Source organism: Acidovorax sp. 94 (genome assembly GCF_003634645.1).
GTDB lineage: Bacteria > Pseudomonadota > Gammaproteobacteria > Burkholderiales > Burkholderiaceae_C > Acidovorax > Acidovorax facilis.
Map to the genome: position 1 here is coordinate 2337780 of NZ_RBJA01000001.1, position 19941 is coordinate 2357720.

The following is a 19941-nucleotide window of genomic DNA, read 5'->3' on the forward strand; positions in this document are numbered from 1 at the left end:
ACAGGCACGGCATCGCCCGCCCTTGCTGGTTTTGGAGGCGATACCCCGCACAAAGCGGTCTGTGGCTCGCCCCCGCTCACGCGTCAGCCCGCCAGGCAGAACACTGACTTTTTTCTTACATCTTGTCTTGCCAGTGCCACGATGGCGCGCCCAGCGGCGCATGGACGGTCCCTCTACACTGACCCCCATGGCTTCCACCCCCACTCAACCCTCCAGCGGCGCCCCACGGTCCCTGACGGGCCTCCTTCCCTTTCTGCGACCGTACCGCGCACGCATCGCGCTGTCGGTGGTGTTCCTGGTACTGGCAGCGCTTGCCACCCTGGCCTTCCCCCTGGCCTTGCGCAACCTGGTCGATGGTGGCCTGGTGAACCCCGACAAGGGGGCCCAAACCATGGCACTGCGCAATCATTTCGAGGCGCTGTTTGCCGTGGCGGTGGCACTGGGGGTGTTCTCCGCCGCGCGGTTTTACATGGTGAGCTGGCTGGGCGAGCGGGTGACCGCCGACCTGCGCAACGCGGTATACGGACATGTGCTGCAACAAAGCCCGCAGTTCTTTGAGACCACCCAGACCGGCGAAGTGCTGTCGCGCCTGACCACCGACACCACGCTGGTACAGACCGTCGTCGGCTCCTCCCTGTCGATGGGACTGCGCAACGCCGTGATGGGGGTCGGGGCGCTGGCCATGCTGGTGTGGACCAACCCCTACGTCATGTCGGTGGTCATGGTGGCCGTGGTGCTGGTGGTGCTACCCACCATGTGGATCGGCAGGCGCGTGCGGCGCCTGTCGCGCGACAGCCAGGACCGGGTGGCCGATTCCAGCGCCATAGCGGCCGAGGTGCTCAATGCCGTGCCGGTGGTGCAAAGTTACACGGCAGAACCCCGCGAGACCACCCGCTTCATGCAGGCCACCGAGAACGCGTTCCAGGTCGCCATCAAGCGCACCGGGGCCCGCGCCCTGCTCGTGGCCTTCATCATCATTGCAAACGCCGCACTGCTGCTCTGGGGGCTGTACCGGGGCACGGAGGCGGTGTTGGCGGGCAAGATGACAGCCGGGCATCTGGGGCAGACCGTGGTGTATGTGATCTTGCTGGCCGGTGCCGTGGCCGTGCTGGGCGAGGTCTATGGCGATCTGCTGCGCGCTGCGGGCGCCACGGAGCGGCTGATGGAATTGCTCGCGACCCGATCGCCCGTGGCAGACCCGATCGCGCCGCAGGACCTGCCTGTATCGGAACGGGGGCTGGAGGTGGAGTTTGAGAGCGTGTGGTTCCACTACCCCTCGCGCCCCGACCAGCCCGCGCTGCACGACTTTACGCTGCACCTGGCGCCGGGCGAAACGGTGGCGCTGGTGGGCGCCAGCGGCGCGGGCAAAACCACGGTGTTCCAGCTGCTGCAGCGCTTTTACGACGTGGACACCGAGGCACAGGGCCAACCCCAGGGCGCCATCCGCCTCAACGGTGTGGACATCCGCCAACTGCGCCTGGAAACCCTGCGCTTGCACACGGGCACCGTACCGCAGGACGCCGTGATTTTCTCGGCATCGGCCATGGACAACATCCGCTACGGGCGCCCCCAGGCGACAGACGAAGAAGTCATGGCAGCCACACGTGCCGCCTTTGCACACGACTTCATCATGGCGCTGCCCGAGGGCTATGGCACTTTCCTGGGTGAACGGGGCGTGCGGCTGTCCGGCGGCCAGCGACAGCGCATTGCCATTGCCCGGGCCATGCTCAAAAACCCGCCCCTGCTCCTGCTAGACGAAGCCACCAGCGCGCTGGACGCAGAGAGCGAACGCATGGTGCAGGCGGCGTTGGATACCGCCATGCAGCGCCACACAGGTCGGCGCACCACGCTGGTCATTGCCCACAGGCTGGCCACGGTGCAGAACGCGGACCGCATTGTGGTGCTGGAACATGGGCGCATCGTTGAGCAAGGCACCCACACGGCCCTGCTGGCGCAAGGCGGCGTCTATGCCCGCCTGGCGGCGTTGCAGTTCACGGTGTAACGCCCGCACTGTCAGATCGCGGCCAACAGTGGGGGTTTACGGAGGGTTTCCGGCTAATCCCAGGCCGCCCGTCATATTGATATCAAATTGATAGCAATACTGTCTTACCCATCAAGCGCCAGCAGCCTAAAACATTTAATATTTTGGGCCCAAGCATCGATGGCCTACTGGAGCGTTTCCTTGGCGGCGGCGGGCAGAGGCAAGGGCATGACGGCGATCCCCTCCTCCAGCAACTCCATCGCCTCATCCGGAGTGGCCTGCCCGCGAATCGCGCGCTCCTGCACCTCACCGTGGTGCATGCGCCGGGCCTCCTGCGCAAAGCGCGCACCCACATCCTCGGTATTCGCGACGATCTTGCGGGCAAGGTCCAGCCAGGCAGCCTGTAATGCGGGGGGAAGTGCCGGAGAGTTTCCGACCTGGAGACTGCCGCCCTCGGGTGCGGCAGACGGTGTAGGCACGGCTGACGGTGCAGATGGCTCGCGCGCCCCCAGGTTCAGCCGGGGAGCACTCAAGCGTTTTTCAATGTGATCGTCCGCGCACAGCGGGCATTGCACCAATCCACGTTGCTTCTGGCCCTGGAAATCGTCTTCCGAAGCGAACCAGCCTTCAAAGACATGGCCCTGCCGGCATTGGAGATCAAGCACCTTCATGGCAAACCTTGGGCACGCTGGCCATCAGCCGTGGCGGCGCAGCAGGTAACGATAAACAAAACCTGGAAAGGCGAGTGTAAGGAACAGCGTCCCGGTGATCGCATAGAACTCCCAGCCTTGCGAAGCAATCTGCCCGGCCCTGCGCTCCAGCAACAGCGCCAAGCCACCCACCAGAAAGTACAGCAGGATCAGCTCGCCCAGGCGGCCCACCAGCGGCTTTCTCGGATTGGACTGTGGCCCTACCGCCAGCCAGCGGTGGTTGACAAAAGGCAGGTTGGCAGCAATGAACGCTGCCACGATGACCAGCCAGACGGACCCGGTAAGCGACACAGGAACAGCAGGCAGTGGGGAACGCTTAGGTGGCCAGCGCGCGCACGACAGCGTCAGCGCAAAGGGCCATCAAGCCGCCGGGCAGAAGGCCCAGCACCAGCAGGAGCGCGCCGTTAAGGGTCAGCACCACACGCACATCCGCCGGGGCGGACACGTTCGAGGCCGTCAACGGTGCGTCGAAGTACATGACCTTCACCACCCGCAGGTAGTAGAAGGCGCCGATCAGCGACATGATCACCGCGAACACCGCCATCGCGATGTACAGGGTCTGGCCTGAGGCCACCAACGCCTGCAGCACGGCCAGCTTGGCGTAGAAACCCACGAGCGGCGGAATACCGGCCATCGAGAACAGGCAGACGGCCATCACACCGGCGTACAGGGGGCTACGCTGGTTGAGGCCAGCAAAGTCCGAAATTTCCTCGCTTTCGAAGCCTTCGCGGGCCAGCAGCAAGATCACGCCAAAGGCTGCCAGCGTGGTGAGCACATAGGTCACCACGTAGAACATCGAGGCGCTGTAGGCGTTCTCAACGGCCGTAGCATCCACATTGCCGTTCACCACACCCGACATCAGACCCAGCAGCACAAAGCCCATTTGCGAGATGGTGGAGTACGCCAGCATGCGCTTGAGGTTGGTCTGCGCGATGGCGGCCAGGTTACCCACGAGCAGCGAGCCAATCGCCAGCACTGCCAGCATCTGCTGCCAGTCGATGGCCAAGGGCAACAACCCGTCCACCAGCAGGCGGATGGTGATGGCAAACGCTGCCAGCTTGGGCGCACCACCGATCATGAGCGTGACCGCCGTGGGAGCGCCCTGGTAGACGTCGGGAATCCACATGTGGAAAGGCACGACACCCAGTTTGAAGGCCAGGCCGGCCACCACGAACACGAGGCCGAAAACCAGCACCTGGTGGCGAATCTGGCCTGAATTGACGGCCTTGAACACCTGACCGATATCGAGCGAACCCGTGGCGCCGTAGATCATGGACAGGCCGTACAGCAGGAAGCCGCTGGCCATGGCGCCGAGCACGAAATACTTCATGGCCGCTTCTGTGGCCGTGGCATTGTCACGGCGCAGGGCCACAAGCGCGTAGCTCGACAGGGTCAGCAGCTCCAGACCCAGGTAGATCACGAGGAAGTTGTTGCCCGAGATCATGATGAACATGCCCAGCAGCGCAAACATCGACAAGGTGAACATCTCGCCGCCACGCATCATGCCGCGATCTGCCGCGTAGGGTCGGGCATAGACCAGCGTGATCATCATGGCCACCGTGGCGAAGCACTTGAGCCAGTTGCCCATGGCATCGCTCACCACCATGTTGCCAAACCCATAGAAGGTGTTGCCGCTGCTGGCGTACATGGCCTGCAATCCAGCCACCACGGCGAGCGTGAGCAGGGTGAGCACGTAGGTGGCGGTGCGGCGGGCGCTGTGCACGCCCAGGTCGACCAGCGCGATCACGCAGGCCATGGTCAACAGCACGATTTCGGGGTAAATCGCGAGCCAGCTGATGTTGTCAATCATCTTCTTGAATCTCTTAGTTCAGCTTGGACAGCGCAACATGCTTGAGCAGTTCCGCCACCGAGGTGTCCATCACGTCCGTGAACGGACGGGGATACAGGCCCATGGCCAGAACGGCAATGCCTAGCAAGGCAAGCACCAGGAATTCGCGGCTGTCGATGTCGGTCAGGCCCTTGACGTTGTCATTGCCCACGGGCCCCAGGTATACGCGCTTGAACATCCACAGCGTGTAGGCGGCACCAAAGATCAGCGCAGTGGCGGCGGCCAGACCGATCCAGAAGTTGGCCTTGACAGCGCCAAGGATCACCATCCACTCGCCCACAAAGCCGGCAGTGCCTGGAAGGCCGCAGTTGGCCATCGCAAACAGCAGCGCAAAGGCCGTGAAGTTGGGCATGGTGTTGACCACACCGCCGTAAGCGGCGATTTCACGCGAATGCACGCGGTCATACAGCACGCCAATGGACAGGAACATCGCGCCCGAGACAAAGCCGTGGGCAATCATCTGCACCAGACCGCCAGACACGCCCAGATCGTTGAAGATAAAGAAGCCCAGAGTCACAAAGCCCATGTGCGCCACAGACGAATACGCCACCAGTTTCTTCATGTCCTTCTGGACCATGGCCACCAGACCCACATAGATCACGGCAATCAGCGACAGGGCAATCATCAGCCAAGCCCACTCGCGCGAGGCATCGGGGGCGATGGGCATGGAGAAACGCAGGAAGCCGTATGCGCCCAGCTTCAGCATGATGGCGGCCAGCACGGCGGAGCCTCCGGTGGGCGCCTCCACGTGCACGTCGGGCAGCCAGGTGTGCACCGGCCACATCGGCACCTTCACAGCAAACGCCGCAAAGAAGGCAAAGAACAGCAGCGTCTGCGCCGTACGGCTCAACGGCAACTGGTGCCACGTGGCAATGTCGAAGCTGCCGCCTGACTGGTTGTACAGGAAGATCAGTGCGATCAGCATCAGCAGCGAACCGAGCAGCGTATACAGGAAGAACTTGAACGCCGCGTAGATCTTGTTGGGGCCACCCCAGATACCGATGATCAGGTACATCGGAATCAGCGTGGCTTCGAAGAACACGTAGAACAGCATGCCGTCCAACGCCGTGAATACGCCAATCATGAGGCCCGACAGGATCAGGAAAGCCCCCATGTACTGGTTGACGCGCTCGGTGATGGACTCCCAGGAAGCCACTACGACGATGACCGTGATGAATGCCGTCAGCGGCACGAACCAGAACGAGATGCCATCCACACCCAGGTGATAGTGGATGTTGAAGCGTTCGATCCAGGCTGCCTTCTCGACAAACTGCATCGCCGCCGTGCCCAGCTGGAACCCATCGTACAGGGGTAACGTCACCAGGAAGCCAACCACGGCCCCCACCAGCGCCAGCCACCGCACCGCGCGGGCATGCTCATCCCGCCCAATGGCCAGCAGCAGTACACCGAAGGCAATCGGTGCCCAGATTGCAAGACTCAACAGACCCATTTGTTGTTTTCCTTATTTGATGAGCTGCAACAGAGCATCGCCCCAGACAAACCAGGTCATCAGCGCGAAGACACCCAGGATCATCACCAGCGCGTAGTGGAAGATAAAGCCCGACTGCATCCAGCGCACGATGCCGGAAACTCCACGCACCAACTTCCAAGAACCGTTCACGAGAGCGCCGTCGATGATGGCCTGATCGCCTACCTTCCACAGCCCGACACCCAGCGCACGAGCACCACGGGCGAGGATGTTCTCGTTGATCCAATCGAGGTAATACTTGTTCTCCAGCAAGGTGTACAGCGGCTGGACACGTGCCTTGATGCCCGCAGGCAGCGCAGGATTGACCATGTACATGTAGTACGAAGCAGCCACCCCCGCCAAAGCAAGCCAGAAAGGCGCTGTCTGCAGACCATGCAGTGCCATCCCCACCGGACCGTGGAAGATTTCTGCCAGCTTCGCCATGGCCGGGTGCTTAGCCGCATCGACAAAGATCACGTCCTTGAAGAAGTCACCAAACAGCATGGGCTGGATGAACATGAAGCCCACCACCACCGAAGGAATGGCCAGCAGCACCAGCGGCACCGTCACCACCCAGGGGGATTCGTGTGGCTTGGCATCGTGCCCGTGGTGATCATCATGACCATGATGGTCGTCATGGTGCGCATCCGGGTTCTGGTCGTAGCGCTCCTTGCCATGGAAGACCAGGAAATACATGCGGAACGAATAGAACGCCGTGATGAACACACCTGCGAGCACGGCAAAGTGCGCAAAACCGGCTGCGGGCAGTTGGCTGAAGTGCACGGCCTCAATGATGCTGTCCTTGGAGTAGAAGCCCGAGAACAGCGGTGTACCGATCAACGCCAGCGAACCCAGCAGTGAGGTGATCCAGGTGATGGGCATGTACTTGCGCACGCCGCCCATCCAGCGGATATCCTGGTTGTGGTGCATGCCCATGATGACCGAGCCGGCCCCGAGGAACAGCAGCGCCTTGAAGAACGCGTGGGTCATCAGGTGGAACACGGCCACCGAGTAAGCCGATGCGCCCAGCGCTACGGTCATATAACCCAGCTGCGACAGCGTGGAATAAGCCACCACACGCTTGATGTCGTTCTGGATGATGCCCAGGAATCCCATGAACAACGCCGTGATGGCACCAATCACGAGGATGAAATTCAGGGCCGTATCAGACAGTTCAAACAGGGGCGACATGCGCGCCACCATGAAAATGCCCGCGGTCACCATGGTTGCCGCGTGGATCAGCGCCGAGATAGGGGTTGGACCTTCCATCGAGTCGGGCAACCACACGTGCAGCGGGAACTGGGCCGACTTGCCCATCGCACCAATGAACAGGCAGATGCAGATCACGGTGATCAGCATCCAGTCGGTGCCGGGGAATGGCAGACCACCCAGCTCACCCGTCTTCGCGAACACTTCGCCGTAGTTCAACGTGCCAGCGTAAGCTGCGATCAGGCCAATGCCCAGGATGAAACCGAAGTCGCCCACCCGGTTGACCAGAAAGGCCTTCATGTTGGCAAAGATCGCCGAAGGCTTGTTGAACCAGAAGCCGATCAGCAGGTAAGACACCAGGCCCACGGCTTCCCAACCGAAGAACAGCTGCAGAAGGTTGTTGCTCATCACCAGCATCAGCATGGAGAACGTGAACAACGAGATGTAGGCGAAGAAACGGTTATAGCCGTCGTCCTCTTCCATGTAGCCAATGGTGTAGATGTGCACCATCAGCGACACGAAGGTCACCACGACCATCATCATGGCGGTGAGGCTGTCCACCAGGAAGCCCACTTCCATCTTCAGACCACCAACAACCATCCAGGTGTACAGCGTCTCGTTAAAACGCGCGCCATCGATCGCAACGCTCTTGAGCGTCATCGCAGACAACACGAACGCCACGAGCACGCCCAGGATCGTCAGGGTATGGCTCAGGCGTCGGCCTATCCAGTTACCACCAAAGGTCGTACCAAAGATGCCGGCCAGCAAAGCACCCGCCAGAGGAGCCAGTGGCACGGCCAGGAGCGTTGAAGCAGAGAGGGTTTGACTCATTCTTGAGAACCTTGGGAATACGGGTAGCCCATCAACCCTTGAGGGTGTTGAGGTCTTCCGCGTTGATGCTGGACTTGTTGCGGAACAGCAGCACCAGGATGGCCAGGCCGATGGCCGATTCGGCTGCCGCCACGGTCAGGATGAAGAACACAAACACCTGGCCGTGCATGTCGCCCAGGTAGTGGGAGAAAGCCACGAAGTTCATGTTCACCGCCAGCAGCATCAATTCGATGGCCATCAGCAGCACGATCAGGTTCTTGCGGTTCAGGAAAATCCCGATCACCGCGAGCGCGAACAACATCGCACCCAGCGAGAGAAAGTGTCCCAATGTCAGCGTCATGCTTTTTTCTCCTCGACGGCCGGCTCTGCCTGTGCTTCGTCCACCGGCTTCTGGGTCGCTGCGACCTTCACCACTTCCAGGCGGTCCGCAGCACGGACGCGGATCTGCACCGAAGGATTGATGGCCTTGCTGTCCTTGCGCTGGCGCAGGGTGAGCGCAATGGCGGCAATCATGGCCACCAGCAGAATCACAGCTGCGATTTCAACGGGATAAAGGTATTCGGTGTAAAGCAGCTTGCCCAACGCCTTGGTATTCGAATACGGGACCACCTGCCCCGCAGCATCCACCATGGTGGCGACGGCCTTGGGCTCGTCCATGCCACGAAACCCGCCCATCAGCACAGCGGCCATTTCCAGCGCAATCAAAGCGCCTACCGTGGCGGCCAGGGGAAAGTGCTTCCAGAAGCCTTTGCGCACCGTGTCGATGTGAATATCAAGCATCATCACGACGAACAGGAACAGCACCATCACCGCGCCCAGGTACACGAGCACCAAGGCAATGGCGAGGAATTCGGCTTTGAGCAGCAACCACACCGCTGCCGCCTGCGAAAACGCGAGGATGAGATAGAGCACAGCATGCACAGGATTGCGCGCAGTGATCACCCGGAAGGCTGCAAACAGCAGCACAACCGAGAAGAGGTAGAAGAAACCAGTCTTGGCGTCCATGAATCGGGTCTTTATAGAAAGTCTGGCAAAGAGGCTGAAGCCTGCACCGCTCAGCGGTACTTTGCGTCCGCAGCCTTGGCTGCCGCAATTTCACCTTCGTACCGGTCGCCCACGGCCAGGAGCATGTCCTTCGTGAAATACAGATCGCCACGCTTTTCGCCGTGGTATTCAAAGATGTGCGTCTCCACGATGGAATCCACCGGGCAGCTTTCTTCACAGAAACCGCAGAAGATGCACTTGGTCAGATCGATGTCATAGCGAGTGGTGCGGCGGGAGCCATCGGCACGGACGTCTGACTCAATCGTGATCGCCATGGCGGGGCAAACGGCCTCGCACAACTTGCAGGCGATACAACGCTCTTCCCCGTTGTCATAGCGTCGCAGCGCATGCAGACCGCGAAAACGGGGTGAAAGAGGCGTCTTCTCTTCCGGGAACTGCACAGTCACCTTGCGGCGAAAGGCATAGCGGCCCGTGAGGGCCATGCCCTTGAGCAACTCCACGAGCATGAAGCTCTTGAAGAAATCCTTGAACGAAAAAGGTGCAGCAGCAGCAACAGCAGTCATTTGTGTCCCCGCTTATTTCCAGATATTCCAAGGCGAGAGCAACCACCCGCCGACAAACAACAAATACACCAGCGTGACTGGAATAAAGATCTTCCAGCCCAGACGCATGATCTGGTCATAACGGAAACGGGGGAAGGTCGCCCGGATCCAGATGAACATGGACACCACAAGGAAGGTCTTGATACCCAGCCAGATCCAGCCGGGAATCCAGTTGAACAACGCACTGTCGATGGGGGGCAGCCAGCCGCCAAGGAACATCAGTGCAGCCAGGATGGAAACGAGCCACATGCTGGCGTACTCAGCCAGGAAGAAGATCGCAAAGCCCATGCCGGAATACTCCACCATGTGGCCGGCCACGATTTCCGCCTCGCCTTCCACCACGTCAAACGGGTGGCGGTTCGTTTCAGCAACCCCAGAGATCAGGTAGACCAGAAAAATGGGCAGCAGCGGGAGCCAGTTCCAGGACAGGAAGGTCAGGCCCTTATCCGCAGCCATGCCACGCCCCTGCCCCATCACGATTTCGGTCAGGTTCATGCTACCGGAGACCATGATCACGACCAGGAAGCAGAAGCCCATGGCAATTTCGTAGCTCACCATCTGTGCGGAAGCACGCAGCGCACCGAGAAAAGCATACTTGGAGTTCGAGGCCCAGCCAGCGATGATCACACCATAGACCTCGATCGAGGTGATGGCCATGACCAGCAGCAGACCTGCATTCACATTGGCCAAGGCCACATCGGGGCCAAAGGGAATAGCCACCCAGGCAGCCAGTGCCGGCATGATGGCCATGACAGGTCCCAGGACAAACAAGCCCTTGCTGGCCGCCGTGGGCTGGATGATTTCCTTGGTCAACAGCTTCAGCGCGTCAGCGATAGGCTGCAGCAACCCCATGGGACCCACGCGGTTGGGTCCATGGCGCACCTGCATGAAGCCCAGGAGCTTACGCTCCCACAGCGTGAGGTAGGCCACCGCACCCATCAAAGGCGCCAGGATACAAACGATCTTGATCAGGATCCAGAGCACCGGCCAGACGATGCCAGTCCACCACCCAAAAGAAAGCAGGTTCAGGCCCGCGTTGTAGATCGCGTCGATCATGCGGCCACTCCTTCACGTGCCATGCGCGCGTCGGCAGTGAGCTGCAGCGACGTGGAACGGCGCACCAGGCCGTCCAGTTGATAGATGGATGCGACCACGGGTTCACCTGCTGCGGCTGTCGCAGCGACTGGCACCGTCCTCACAGCGTTCGACATCTGAGCAGCCGCCAATTGCGTGACCGTGCCCGCTGGGGCATTCGTGGCACGGGCCAGCACGTCCTGCGAGGTTTCAAAGTCGAAGCCCGGCACACCCAGCAGATTGGCCAGAACGCGCAGAACCTTCCATGCAGGACGGGCGTCACCCAGAGGGCGCACCACGGCGTGGAAGCTCTGCAGACGGCCTTCCGCATTGACGAAGCTGCCAGACGTTTCGGTGAACGGGGCAATTGGCAACAAAACGTCACTGAACTCCATGTTGGCCTTGAAGGGGCTCAACGTGATCACCATGTCTGCACCAGACAGCGTGGCAGCAGCGCTGGCGCCCGCAGCGGAGTCGTACACCGGCTCAGTATTGAGCAACAAGGCTGCCTTCAGACCACCGGAAAGCATCTGGCCCGCATTCAAGCCACCATTGACAGGATGAGCCCCCACGAACTGAGCACCCACCGTATTGGCGGCTTCCGTCAGGTAGCCGACGGATGCCCCCGTGTTCTCACCAATCCAGTTGGCCAGCGCCAGCAATTGCGTAGCCTGTGCATGGTGCGCAGCTGCGTTGCCCAACAGCAGCGCCTTGCGTTCGCCACCCAGCAGGGTACGGGCGATCGCCAAGGCACCCTCGGTCACGGCACCTGCCCCCGCAGGCGCAGAAGCACCCTTTTCCTGCGCCACCGCAGCAGCGATGCCGCCAAGCGCCGCCACCCATTGGGCAGCAGGCTGCAGCAGGGAGTGTTTCACCGGCATTGCCCAGTCAGCCAGGGCCGAATCGACCACACTGACCTGACAGCCGTGGCGTGCTGCCTGGCGAATGCGCTGGGCGAACAACGGATGGTCCTTGCGCAGGTTGGAGCCCACCACAAGCACACTCTGCAACGTGGACAACGAGGCAATGGACGTGCCAAGCCAGCGGATACCTTCGGGCGCTGCAAATTCAGCATTGCGCAGGCGGTAGTCAATGTTGTCACTGCCCAGACCACGCACCAATGCAGAAGCCAAGTACAACTCTTCGACCGTGCTGTGCGGACTGACCAGAGCGCCAATGCTGTTGGCGCCGTGGTCATTCTTGATGTTCTTCAAACCGTTGGCGACGTATTCCAGTGCGGTCTGCCAATCGACCTGCCTCCACACCCCGCCCTGCTTGAGCATCGGCTGGGTCAGGCGTTCGTCGCTGTTGAGCGATTCGTACGAGAAACGGTCACGGTCGGCAATCCAGCATTCGTTGACAGCCTCATTCTCGAACGGCACCACGCGCATGACCTTGTGGTTCTTGACCTGAACAATCAGGTTGGAACCGGTCGAATCGTGGGGGCTCACCGAACGGCGGCGCGACAACTCCCAAGTACGGGCGCTGTATCGGAAAGGCTTGCTCGTGAGCGCACCGACGGGGCAGATGTCGATCATGTTGCCCGACAGCTCGGAGTCCACCGTATCACCGGTGACCGTTGTGATCTCCGAGTGCTCGCCGCGATGGATCATGCCCAGCTCCATCACGCCAGCCACTTCCTGGCCAAAGCGCACGCAACGGGTGCAGTGGATGCAACGGCTCATTTCCTGCATGGAAATCAACGGGCCAACATCCTTGACAGGTACCACGCGCTTTTCTTCTTCGTAGCGAGAAGAAGAGCCGCCGTAGCCCACGGCCAGGTCCTGCAACTGGCATTCACCGCCCTGGTCGCAGATGGGGCAATCCAGCGGGTGGTTGATCAGCAGGAACTCCATGACCGACTGCTGGGCTTTGATAGCCTTGTCGCTCTTGGTGCGCACGATCATGCCCTGCGTCACCGGCGTAGCGCACGCTGGCATGGGCTTGGGAGCCTTTTCCACATCCACCAGGCACATACGGCAGTTGGCGGCGATCGAAAGCTTCTTGTGGTAGCAGAAATGCGGAATGTAGGTGCCCGCCTTCTCGGCCGCATGCATCACCATGCAGCCTTCGGCGACTTCCACTTTCTGACCGTCCAGTTCAATTTCAACCATATGTTTTCTCGCGATCAGACGGAGGTCGCGGCCTGCGGGGCCTTGTTCCGGATCAGTGCCTCAAACTCGGGACGGAAATGTTTGATCATGGCGCGCACAGGCATGGCAGCGGCATCGCCCAGCGCACAGATCGTGCGCCCCTGGATGTTGTCTGCCACAGAATTGAGCAGGTCCAGATCGCCTTCGCGCCCCTGACCGTGCTGAATACGGTCGATCACGCGCCACATCCAGCCCGTGCCTTCACGGCATGGCGTGCACTGGCCACAGGATTCGTGGGAATAGAAGTACGACAGGCGCAGCAGACTCTCGACCATGCTGCGGGAATCGTCCATCACGATCACAGCGCCCGAACCCAGCATGGAGCCAGCCTTTGCAATGGAGTCGTAATCCATCGTGCATTCCATGATGATGGAGGCAGGCAGCACCGGGGACGAGGACCCACCGGGAATCACTGCCTTGAGCTGGCGCCCCTTGCGCACGCCACCGGCCAGTTCGAGCAACTTGGCAAAAGGCGTGCCCATGGGCACTTCGTAGTTGCCGGGCTTTTCCACATCGCCCGAAACCGAGAAGATCTTGGTGCCACCGTTGTTGGGCTTGCCACACTCCAAGTAGGCTTGGCCGCCATTGCGGATGATCCACGGCACGGCCGCGAAGGTCTCCGTGTTGTTGATGGTGGTGGGCTTGCCGTACAGACCGAAGCTGGCAGGGAACGGCGGCTTGAAGCGCGGCTGGCCCTTCTTGCCTTCGAGCGATTCGAGCAGCGCAGTTTCTTCGCCACAGATATAGGCACCGAAGCCATGCGCCGCATGCAGCTGGAAGCTGAAGTTGCTGCCAAGGATCTTGTCACCCAGGTAACCGGCTGCGCGCGCTTCTTCCAACGCTTCTTCAAAGCGGTCGTAGGTCTGGAAGATTTCACCGTGGATGTAGTTGTAGCCCACAGAGATGCCCATCGCGTAGGCCGCGATGATCATGCCTTCGATAACGATGTGTGGGTTGAACTGAAGAATGTCGCGATCCTTGCACGTGCCAGGCTCGCCTTCATCGGAGTTGCACACGAGGTACTTCTGGCCTGGGAACGAGCGGGGCATGAAGCTCCACTTGAGGCCGGTGGGGAAACCCGCACCGCCACGGCCGCGCAGGCCGGATTCCTTGACAGTGGCGATGACCTGGTCCTGCGTGAGCGGTTCACCGCCATCGGTGCCCAGGATCTTGCGCAGCGCAGCATAGCCGCCGCGCGCTTCGTAGTCCTTGATGTTCCAGTTCGCACCATCCAGGCCCGCGTAGATCTGCGGGTTGATGTGGCGGTCGTGGAAGCAGGTCTGGACGCCCGTGGCCTGGAACTGCGAGAGGATCTGTGCAGCGGTGGTCATGCTTGTCCCTCCGCCGCACGCAGGCCGTCGACCAACTGGTCGAGCTTGTCGTTGTCCATGAAGCTGCACATCGTGCGGTCGTTGACCAGCATCACGGGCGCATCGGCGCAGGCGCCCAGGCACTCACACTGCTGCAGGGTGAACAGGCCATCGGCCGTGGTCTCGCCCATGGTCACACCAAGCTTCTTTTCAAGGTGGTGCAGCGCCTTCTGTCCGTCGCGCAGCTGACAAGGCAAGTTGGTGCACACGTTGAGCTTGTACTTGCCCACCGGCTGCTGGTTGTACATGTTGTAGAAGGTCGTGACTTCATGCACGGCGATCTGGGCCATGCCCAGATACTCGGCAATCACCGCTTCACTTTCAGCACTGACAAACCCCTGCTCCTGTTGCACGATAGACAGGCAGGCCATCACTGCAGACTGCTTCTGCTCGGCGGGGTACTTGGCCACTTCACGCGCAAAACGCGCGCGGGTCGATTCGGTAATCATCGGTCAATCTCTCCGAACACGATATCCATGGTGCCAATGATGGCCACGGCGTCCGCAATCATGTGGCCGCGAGCCATTTCGTCCAGCGTGGCCAAGTGCGCGAAACCAGGCGCACGGATCTTGAGGCGGTACGGTTTGTTGGCGCCGTCGCTCACCAGGTAGATGCCAAACTCGCCCTTGGGATGCTCCACCGCAGCATAAGCCTCACCCTCGGGCACGTGAAACCCTTCAGTGAAAAGCTTGAAGTGGTGGATCAACTCCTCCATGTTGGACTTCATGGATTCACGAGCGGGCGCAGCCACCTTGTGATTGTCAGTAATGACAGGACCCGGATTGGCTTTGAGCCAATCCACACACTGCTTGATGATGCGATTGGATTCGCGCATTTCCTGCACGCGCACCAGATAGCGGTCGTAGCAGTCACCTGTCTTGCCCACGGGTACATCGAAGTCCACACGGTCGTAAACATCGTACGGCTGGGTCTTGCGCAGGTCCCAGACAATACCGGAGCCACGGATCATGGGGCCGGTCATGCCCAGGTTCAGCGCACGCTCTGGCGGCACCACACCAATACCCACGGTGCGCTGCTTCCAGATACGGTTGTCGGTCAGCAGGGTCTCGTACTCATCTACGCAACCGGGGAAGCGCTTGGTGAAGTCGTCGATGAAATCAAGCAAAGAACCTTGGCGGTTCTGGTTCATGGCCTCCAGGGCCTTGGCGTTCTTGATCTTGCTGACCTTGTATTGCGGCATGGAGTCCGGCAGGTCACGGTACACACCGCCTGGACGGAAATACGCTGCATGCATACGCGCGCCAGAGACGGCTTCGTACATGTCGAACAGGTCTTCGCGCTCGCGGAAGGTATAGATCAGGATGGTGGAGCTGCCGCAGTCGTTGCCATGCGAACCCAGCCACATCAGGTGGTTCAGCAGGCGCGTGATTTCCGAAAACATCACGCGGATGTACTGCGCACGCAGGGGCACTTCCAGGCCCAGCAGCTTTTCGATGGCCAGGCAGTAGGCGTGCTCATTGCACATCATCGAAACGTAGTCCAATCGGTCCATGTAGGGCAGCGACTGGATGTAGGTCTTGTGTTCGGCCAGCTTTTCGGTGGCACGGTGCAGGAGGCCGATGTGCGGGTCGGCGCGCTGTACGACTTCGCCATCGAGCTCCAGCACCAAGCGCAGCACACCGTGCGCCGCCGGATGCTGCGGACCAAAGTTCAGGGAATAGTTCTTGATTTCAGCCATGGTGGTTCACATGGGGCGCGGGCGCCTTAGTGCAGGCCTCCGTACTTGTCTTCGCGGATGATGCGCGGCGTGATCTCCCGCGGCTCGATCGACACGGGTTCGTAAACCACCCGGCGCAGCTCTGCGTCGTAGCGCATCTCAACATGACCAGACAGCGGAAAGTCTTTGCGGAAGGGATGGCCAATGAAGCCGTAGTCGGTCAGGATACGGCGCAGGTCGTTGTGGCCGTCGAACACAATGCCGAACAGATCAAACGCTTCGCGCTCGTACCAGTTGGCGGAGTTCCACAGGTCGGAGACCGAGGCCACCACCGGAAAATCATCATCGGCGCAGAACACCTTGACCCGCACACGCTGATTCAGACTGACGGACAACAGGTGCGAGACCACGCAGTAGCGGGCTCCTTCACGCACGGCATCGGCATATGCCGAATAGTCCACGCCACACAAATCGATCAGTTGCTCAAAGCGGCAACCTTCAGCGTCACGCAACACGCGCATGGATTCGAGGTAGTCAGCCGCATCAACGACCAAGGTGACCTCATCCAACGCCACCGTGATCTGACGCACCATCGCCCCCAGGGCGGCGGCAATATTGTCTTTGAGTTTTTCAGGCCGAATGGCAACAGCGGTCATCATCAACCCTTCAGACACGAGCAATGGTGTTGGTACGGCGAATCTTCTGCTGCAGCTGGATGATCCCGTAGATCAACGCCTCCGCCGTGGGCGGGCAACCTGGCACGTAGACATCCACCGGAACAATGCGATCGCAACCACGCACCACGGAGTAGCTGTAGTGGTAGTAACCGCCGCCGTTGGCACACGAGCCCATCGACAACACCCAACGCGGCTCGGACATCTGGTCGTACACCTTGCGCAACGCAGGCGCCATCTTGTTGCACAGCGTGCCGGCCACAATCATGAGGTCAGACTGGCGCGGGCTCGCGCGGAACACTTCCGCCCCAAAACGACCAATGTCGTAACGCGCCGCCGCAGCATGCATCATTTCGACGGCACAGCAAGCCAAGCCAAATGTCATCGGCCACAGAGAGCCGGTCTTGGCCCAATTCACCACCGAGTCGTAACTCGTGGTGATGAAGCCTTCCTTCATCACGCCTTCAATCATTGCATCATCCTTGTTGAGGCTCGCTCATTCCCAATCCAGGGCACCCTTTTTCCACTCGTAGGCAAAACCCACAACCAGAATGGCCAGGAAAATAACGACCGCCACGAAACCAGCGATCCCCACCTCATGCAGCGTCACCGCCCACGGGAAGAGGAATGCAATTTCGAGATCGAACAGAATGAAGAGAATGGCCACAAGGTAGTAGCGCACATCAAACTTCATGCGCGCATCCTCGAAGGCTTCAAAGCCACATTCGTAGGGAGAGTTCTTCGCGGCATCCGGGCGGTTGGGGCCCAGTATGTAGCCGAGTACAAGGGGGACAACGCCTACGGCGATGCCGACCAAGATGAACAAAAGGACGGGGAGGTACTGATCGAGGTTCATCTTGAGGATGTGCTCACCGCTGTGGCCTTGCCCGTCAGGACCCGAGCCGGGTCATGCAGGCAGGCCTTTGTTTTGGTGCCGTCGGCGAGACTCGAACTCGCACAGCTTTCGCCACTACCCCCTCAAGATAGCGTGTCTACCAATTTCACCACGACGGCTGATTTTTGCATCTGGATGGCATGAGGAACCTTGCGGTTTTGGCTTTCCAGACAATCCAGAATTCTACTCCGGAAAAACCCTGCTTCGGCTTACGGAGCCCAATTTAGTGCAGATTATTTGGTGGGGATCTGCGCTGCACCCGAGGCGGGCACGGCAGGAGCCACAGCAGCATCCGAAGCCGACAACGAAGGCGCACCTGCAGGCACTGCAGCAGCGGGATTTTCCAGCACGCTACCCGAACTGGCAGGACGCGCATTGCCGAAATAGGCCAGTGCCAGCGTTGCCACAAAAAACACCGCAGCCAGCACCGCCGTAGTGCGCGACAAGAAGTTGGCGCTACCGCTGGCACCAAACAGACTTCCGGAACTGCCACTGCCAAACGCTGCGCCCATATCGGCACCCTTGCCATGCTGGATCAGGATCAGGCCAATCATCCCCAAGGCCGTCAGCATCTGCACAGCCAACACCACATTCACGATCACGTTCATTCTCTGTTCACTCCTGATTGAATAGTTTGAAGGGCAGCCTCACCGGGCGGCCGCAATGATTTGAAGGAAATCGGGCGCTTTCAGCGAGGCACCGCCAACAAGGCCGCCATCGATATCCGGCTGGGACAGCAACTGGGCGGCATTGGCCGCATTCATGCTGCCGCCGTACAGCAGGCGGATTCGATCCGCATGCTCGCTGGCCGCAGACAGCTGTGCCCGCAGCACTGCATGCACTGCCTGCGCCTGCTCAGGCGACGCCGTGCGGCCCGTGCCAATGGCCCAGACCGGTTCGTAAGCCACCACCACTTCGCTGATGCAGTGACCATTGAGGTGGATCACAGCCGCCAATTGACGCTTGACCACAACCTCGGTCTGCCCAGCTTCGCGCTCCTGAAGGGTCTCGCCCACGCAGACGATAGGCGTGATACCTGCCGCCAGTGCGCGTTGCGCTTTCTCGGCGACCATCACATCGGTTTCACCATGGTATTGGCGGCGCTCTGAATGCCCCACCAGCGCGTACCGCACACCAAACTCTTTCAACATGGCGGCCGACACCTCTCCGGTGTAGGCACCTGCTTCGTGCTGCGATACATCCTGGGCAGCCACAGCCACCAAAGACCCCAACGCAGCAGCCTGCACCTGCGCCAGATAGGGCGCCGGCACCGCAACGGCCACGTCACAAACCGCGTCAGCCAGCCCCGCCAAGATGCCTTTCAGCAAAGCATCGTTGGCAGCCAGACTGCCGTTCATCTTCCAGTTGCCTGCGATGAGTTTTCTCTTGTTTTTCATGATCACCACGTCAAAACAATCTTGCCAATGTGCTGATTTGACTCCATCAGCGCGTGGGCCTTAGCAGCCTCTGCCGCCGCAAATGTGCTGTGAATGACAGGCCGCACACGCCCCGCCACCAGCAGAGGCCACACATGCTCGCGCAATGCACGCGCAATCGCCCCCTTGAATGCCACAGAGCGCGGACGCAAGGTGGAGCCAGTAATGGTCAGCCGGCGGCGCAGCACCAAACCCGCATTGAAGTCGCTCTTGATGCCACCCTGTACCGCAATGATGACAATGCGGCCGTCCTCAGCCAGGCACTGCACCTCGCGCGCCACGTAGTCACCTGCCACCATGTCCAGCACCACATCCACGCCTTTGCCCTGCGTAATGCGATTGGCTTCTGCCACAAAATCCTGCGTCTTGTAGTTGATGGCCTCGTGGGCCCCCAGCTGCAGGCATGCCGCACACTTTTCGTCGCTACCTGCAGTTGCAATGACCGTTGCGCCAAAGGCCCGCGCCAATTGAACAGCCGTCACACCAATACCACTGGTACCGCCTTGCACCAGCAAGCTTTCACCCGCCTGCAGATGCCCCCGGTCGAACACATTGCTCCACACGGTGAAGAACGTCTCGGGCAGTGATGCAGCCTCAACATCGCTAAAGCCATCAGGCACCGGCAGGCACTGCACCACAGGCACCACGCACCATTGGGCATAACCACCACCCGCCACCAGCGCACAGACGCGGTCACCCACCCGGATACCCGCCTCGGCCATGGCTGCGGCATCCCCCGACTCCACCACTCCCGCAACTTCCAGGCCCGGCAGGTCAGACGTGCCAGACGGAGGGGCATAGTGCCCCATCCGCTGAAGCACATCGGGGCGATTGATTCCGCTGGCAGCGACACGGATCAGCAGCTCACCGACACCCGGCTGAGGCACGGGGCGTTCACCCAGGCGCAAGACCTCGGGCCCGCCAAAGGAAGTGATCTCGACAGCACGCATATTGCGATTCATGGGACGGTTAATTTTTGAGTGATTTTGGCCGCCGGCGCTTTATT

At 60.5% G+C, this 19941-nt stretch carries 20 protein-coding genes and 1 tRNA gene; 1 reads left to right on the plus strand and 20 read right to left on the minus strand.

Features of this window, described 5'->3' with window-relative positions; genetic code table 11:
- Nucleotides 1-187 precede the first annotated feature (187 nt).
- Nucleotides 188-2002: an ABC transporter transmembrane domain-containing protein gene (locus C8C94_RS10750; protein WP_121420708.1), complete on the plus strand. Its 1815-nt coding sequence runs from the start codon at nt 188-190 to the stop codon at nt 2000-2002.
- A gap of 164 nt (nt 2003-2166) precedes the next feature.
- On the opposite strand, the gene C8C94_RS10755 is transcribed toward C8C94_RS10750, so the two are convergent.
- From C8C94_RS10755 to C8C94_RS10850, 20 genes are all read right to left on the minus strand, one after another.
- Entirely contained in the window at nt 2167-2652 is a 486-nt protein-coding gene (locus C8C94_RS10755) for a DUF1178 family protein (RefSeq protein ID WP_055393248.1), read from the minus strand.
- A gap of 24 nt (nt 2653-2676) precedes the next feature.
- The gene (locus C8C94_RS10760; protein WP_055393246.1) at nt 2677-2982 is read right to left on the minus strand and encodes a DUF2818 family protein; all 306 of its coding nucleotides are present in this window, start codon (nt 2980-2982) and stop codon (nt 2677-2679) included.
- 25 nt (nt 2983-3007) lie between these two features.
- Nucleotides 3008-4501, minus strand: coding sequence for an NADH-quinone oxidoreductase subunit NuoN (gene nuoN / locus C8C94_RS10765; RefSeq protein ID WP_055393244.1), 1494 nt, complete (start codon nt 4499-4501; stop codon nt 3008-3010).
- A gap of 13 nt (nt 4502-4514) precedes the next feature.
- Complete coding sequence (locus C8C94_RS10770) at nt 4515-5990, minus strand: NADH-quinone oxidoreductase subunit M (protein WP_055393242.1); 1476 nt, start codon at nt 5988-5990, stop codon at nt 4515-4517.
- A 12-nt stretch (nt 5991-6002) separates the two neighbouring features.
- The gene (gene nuoL / locus C8C94_RS10775; protein WP_055393240.1) at nt 6003-8048 is read right to left on the minus strand and encodes an NADH-quinone oxidoreductase subunit L; all 2046 of its coding nucleotides are present in this window, start codon (nt 8046-8048) and stop codon (nt 6003-6005) included.
- Between the two features lie 31 nt (nt 8049-8079).
- Nucleotides 8080-8388, minus strand: coding sequence for an NADH-quinone oxidoreductase subunit NuoK (gene nuoK / locus C8C94_RS10780; protein WP_005793248.1), 309 nt, complete (start codon nt 8386-8388; stop codon nt 8080-8082).
- A complete protein-coding gene (locus C8C94_RS10785; RefSeq protein ID WP_055393238.1) occupies nt 8385-9053 on the minus strand; it encodes an NADH-quinone oxidoreductase subunit J in 669 nt (222 codons plus the stop codon). Before C8C94_RS10785 ends, nuoK begins: the two co-directional genes overlap by 4 nt.
- 50 nt (nt 9054-9103) lie before the next feature.
- The gene (gene nuoI / locus C8C94_RS10790; protein ID WP_010463942.1) at nt 9104-9616 is read right to left on the minus strand and encodes an NADH-quinone oxidoreductase subunit NuoI; all 513 of its coding nucleotides are present in this window, start codon (nt 9614-9616) and stop codon (nt 9104-9106) included.
- A gap of 12 nt (nt 9617-9628) precedes the next feature.
- Entirely contained in the window at nt 9629-10711 is a 1083-nt protein-coding gene (nuoH, locus tag C8C94_RS10795) for an NADH-quinone oxidoreductase subunit NuoH (RefSeq protein WP_055393236.1), read from the minus strand.
- Nucleotides 10708-12843, minus strand: a complete 2136-nt coding sequence (gene nuoG, locus C8C94_RS10800; RefSeq protein ID WP_121420709.1) for an NADH-quinone oxidoreductase subunit NuoG — start codon at nt 12841-12843, stop codon at nt 10708-10710. The genes nuoH and nuoG overlap by 4 nt, the downstream gene beginning before the upstream one ends.
- Before the next feature lie 14 nt (nt 12844-12857).
- The gene (gene nuoF / locus C8C94_RS10805; protein ID WP_121420710.1) at nt 12858-14213 is read right to left on the minus strand and encodes an NADH-quinone oxidoreductase subunit NuoF; all 1356 of its coding nucleotides are present in this window, start codon (nt 14211-14213) and stop codon (nt 12858-12860) included.
- Nucleotides 14210-14701, minus strand: coding sequence for an NADH-quinone oxidoreductase subunit NuoE (gene nuoE, locus C8C94_RS10810; protein WP_055393230.1), 492 nt, complete (start codon nt 14699-14701; stop codon nt 14210-14212). The genes nuoF and nuoE overlap by 4 nt, the downstream gene beginning before the upstream one ends.
- Nucleotides 14698-15951: an NADH-quinone oxidoreductase subunit D gene (locus C8C94_RS10815; RefSeq protein WP_121420711.1), complete on the minus strand. Its 1254-nt coding sequence runs from the start codon at nt 15949-15951 to the stop codon at nt 14698-14700. The genes nuoE and C8C94_RS10815 overlap by 4 nt, the downstream gene beginning before the upstream one ends.
- 26 nt (nt 15952-15977) lie before the next feature.
- Entirely contained in the window at nt 15978-16586 is a 609-nt protein-coding gene (locus C8C94_RS10820; RefSeq protein WP_055393297.1) for an NADH-quinone oxidoreductase subunit C, read from the minus strand.
- Between the two features lie 10 nt (nt 16587-16596).
- Complete coding sequence (locus C8C94_RS10825) at nt 16597-17076, minus strand: NADH-quinone oxidoreductase subunit B family protein (protein ID WP_007849129.1); 480 nt, start codon at nt 17074-17076, stop codon at nt 16597-16599.
- A 24-nt stretch (nt 17077-17100) separates the two neighbouring features.
- Complete coding sequence (locus C8C94_RS10830) at nt 17101-17460, minus strand: NADH-quinone oxidoreductase subunit A (RefSeq protein ID WP_055393226.1); 360 nt, start codon at nt 17458-17460, stop codon at nt 17101-17103.
- Between the two features lie 73 nt (nt 17461-17533).
- Nucleotides 17534-17618, minus strand: a tRNA-Leu gene (locus tag C8C94_RS10835).
- A gap of 114 nt (nt 17619-17732) precedes the next feature.
- Nucleotides 17733-18107: a preprotein translocase subunit SecG gene (gene secG / locus C8C94_RS10840; protein WP_055393223.1), complete on the minus strand. Its 375-nt coding sequence runs from the start codon at nt 18105-18107 to the stop codon at nt 17733-17735.
- Between the two features lie 39 nt (nt 18108-18146).
- Nucleotides 18147-18896, minus strand: a complete 750-nt coding sequence (gene tpiA, locus C8C94_RS10845) for a triose-phosphate isomerase (RefSeq protein WP_121420712.1) — start codon at nt 18894-18896, stop codon at nt 18147-18149.
- Nucleotides 18897-18898: 2 nt separating this feature from the next.
- Nucleotides 18899-19885 carry an NAD(P)H-quinone oxidoreductase gene (locus tag C8C94_RS10850; protein ID WP_121420713.1) on the minus strand — a complete coding sequence of 329 codons (987 nt, stop codon included), beginning with the start codon at nt 19883-19885 and terminating at the stop codon, nt 18899-18901.
- Nucleotides 19886-19941: the final 56 nt, after the last annotated feature.

Bases quoted from the DNA above. Each gene is read 5' to 3' on its own strand.
- C8C94_RS10750 (WP_121420708.1), top strand. From the start codon at position 188: ATGGCTTCCACCCCCACTCAACCCTCCAGCGGCGCCCCACGGTCCCTG.
- C8C94_RS10755 (WP_055393248.1), bottom strand. From the start codon at position 2,652: ATGAAGGTGCTTGATCTCCAATGCCGGCAGGGCCATGTCTTTGAAGGC.
- nuoN (WP_055393244.1), bottom strand. From the start codon at position 4,501: ATGATTGACAACATCAGCTGGCTCGCGATTTACCCCGAAATCGTGCTG.
- C8C94_RS10770 (WP_055393242.1), bottom strand. From the start codon at position 5,990: ATGGGTCTGTTGAGTCTTGCAATCTGGGCACCGATTGCCTTCGGTGTA.
- nuoL (WP_055393240.1), bottom strand. From the start codon at position 8,048: ATGAGTCAAACCCTCTCTGCTTCAACGCTCCTGGCCGTGCCACTGGCT.
- nuoK (WP_005793248.1), bottom strand. From the start codon at position 8,388: ATGACGCTGACATTGGGACACTTTCTCTCGCTGGGTGCGATGTTGTTC.
- C8C94_RS10785 (WP_055393238.1), bottom strand. From the start codon at position 9,053: ATGGACGCCAAGACTGGTTTCTTCTACCTCTTCTCGGTTGTGCTGCTG.
- nuoI (WP_010463942.1), bottom strand. From the start codon at position 9,616: ATGACTGCTGTTGCTGCTGCTGCACCTTTTTCGTTCAAGGATTTCTTC.
- nuoH (WP_055393236.1), bottom strand. From the start codon at position 10,711: ATGATCGACGCGATCTACAACGCGGGCCTGAACCTGCTTTCTTTTGGG.
- nuoG (WP_121420709.1), bottom strand. From the start codon at position 12,843: ATGGTTGAAATTGAACTGGACGGTCAGAAAGTGGAAGTCGCCGAAGGC.
- nuoF (WP_121420710.1), bottom strand. From the start codon at position 14,213: ATGACCACCGCTGCACAGATCCTCTCGCAGTTCCAGGCCACGGGCGTC.
- nuoE (WP_055393230.1), bottom strand. From the start codon at position 14,701: ATGATTACCGAATCGACCCGCGCGCGTTTTGCGCGTGAAGTGGCCAAG.
- C8C94_RS10815 (WP_121420711.1), bottom strand. From the start codon at position 15,951: ATGGCTGAAATCAAGAACTATTCCCTGAACTTTGGTCCGCAGCATCCG.
- C8C94_RS10820 (WP_055393297.1), bottom strand. From the start codon at position 16,586: ATGACCGCTGTTGCCATTCGGCCTGAAAAACTCAAAGACAATATTGCC.
- C8C94_RS10825 (WP_007849129.1), bottom strand. From the start codon at position 17,076: ATGATTGAAGGCGTGATGAAGGAAGGCTTCATCACCACGAGTTACGAC.
- C8C94_RS10830 (WP_055393226.1), bottom strand. From the start codon at position 17,460: ATGAACCTCGATCAGTACCTCCCCGTCCTTTTGTTCATCTTGGTCGGC.
- secG (WP_055393223.1), bottom strand. From the start codon at position 18,107: ATGAACGTGATCGTGAATGTGGTGTTGGCTGTGCAGATGCTGACGGCC.
- tpiA (WP_121420712.1), bottom strand. From the start codon at position 18,896: ATGAAAAACAAGAGAAAACTCATCGCAGGCAACTGGAAGATGAACGGC.
- C8C94_RS10850 (WP_121420713.1), bottom strand. From the start codon at position 19,885: ATGCGTGCTGTCGAGATCACTTCCTTTGGCGGGCCCGAGGTCTTGCGC.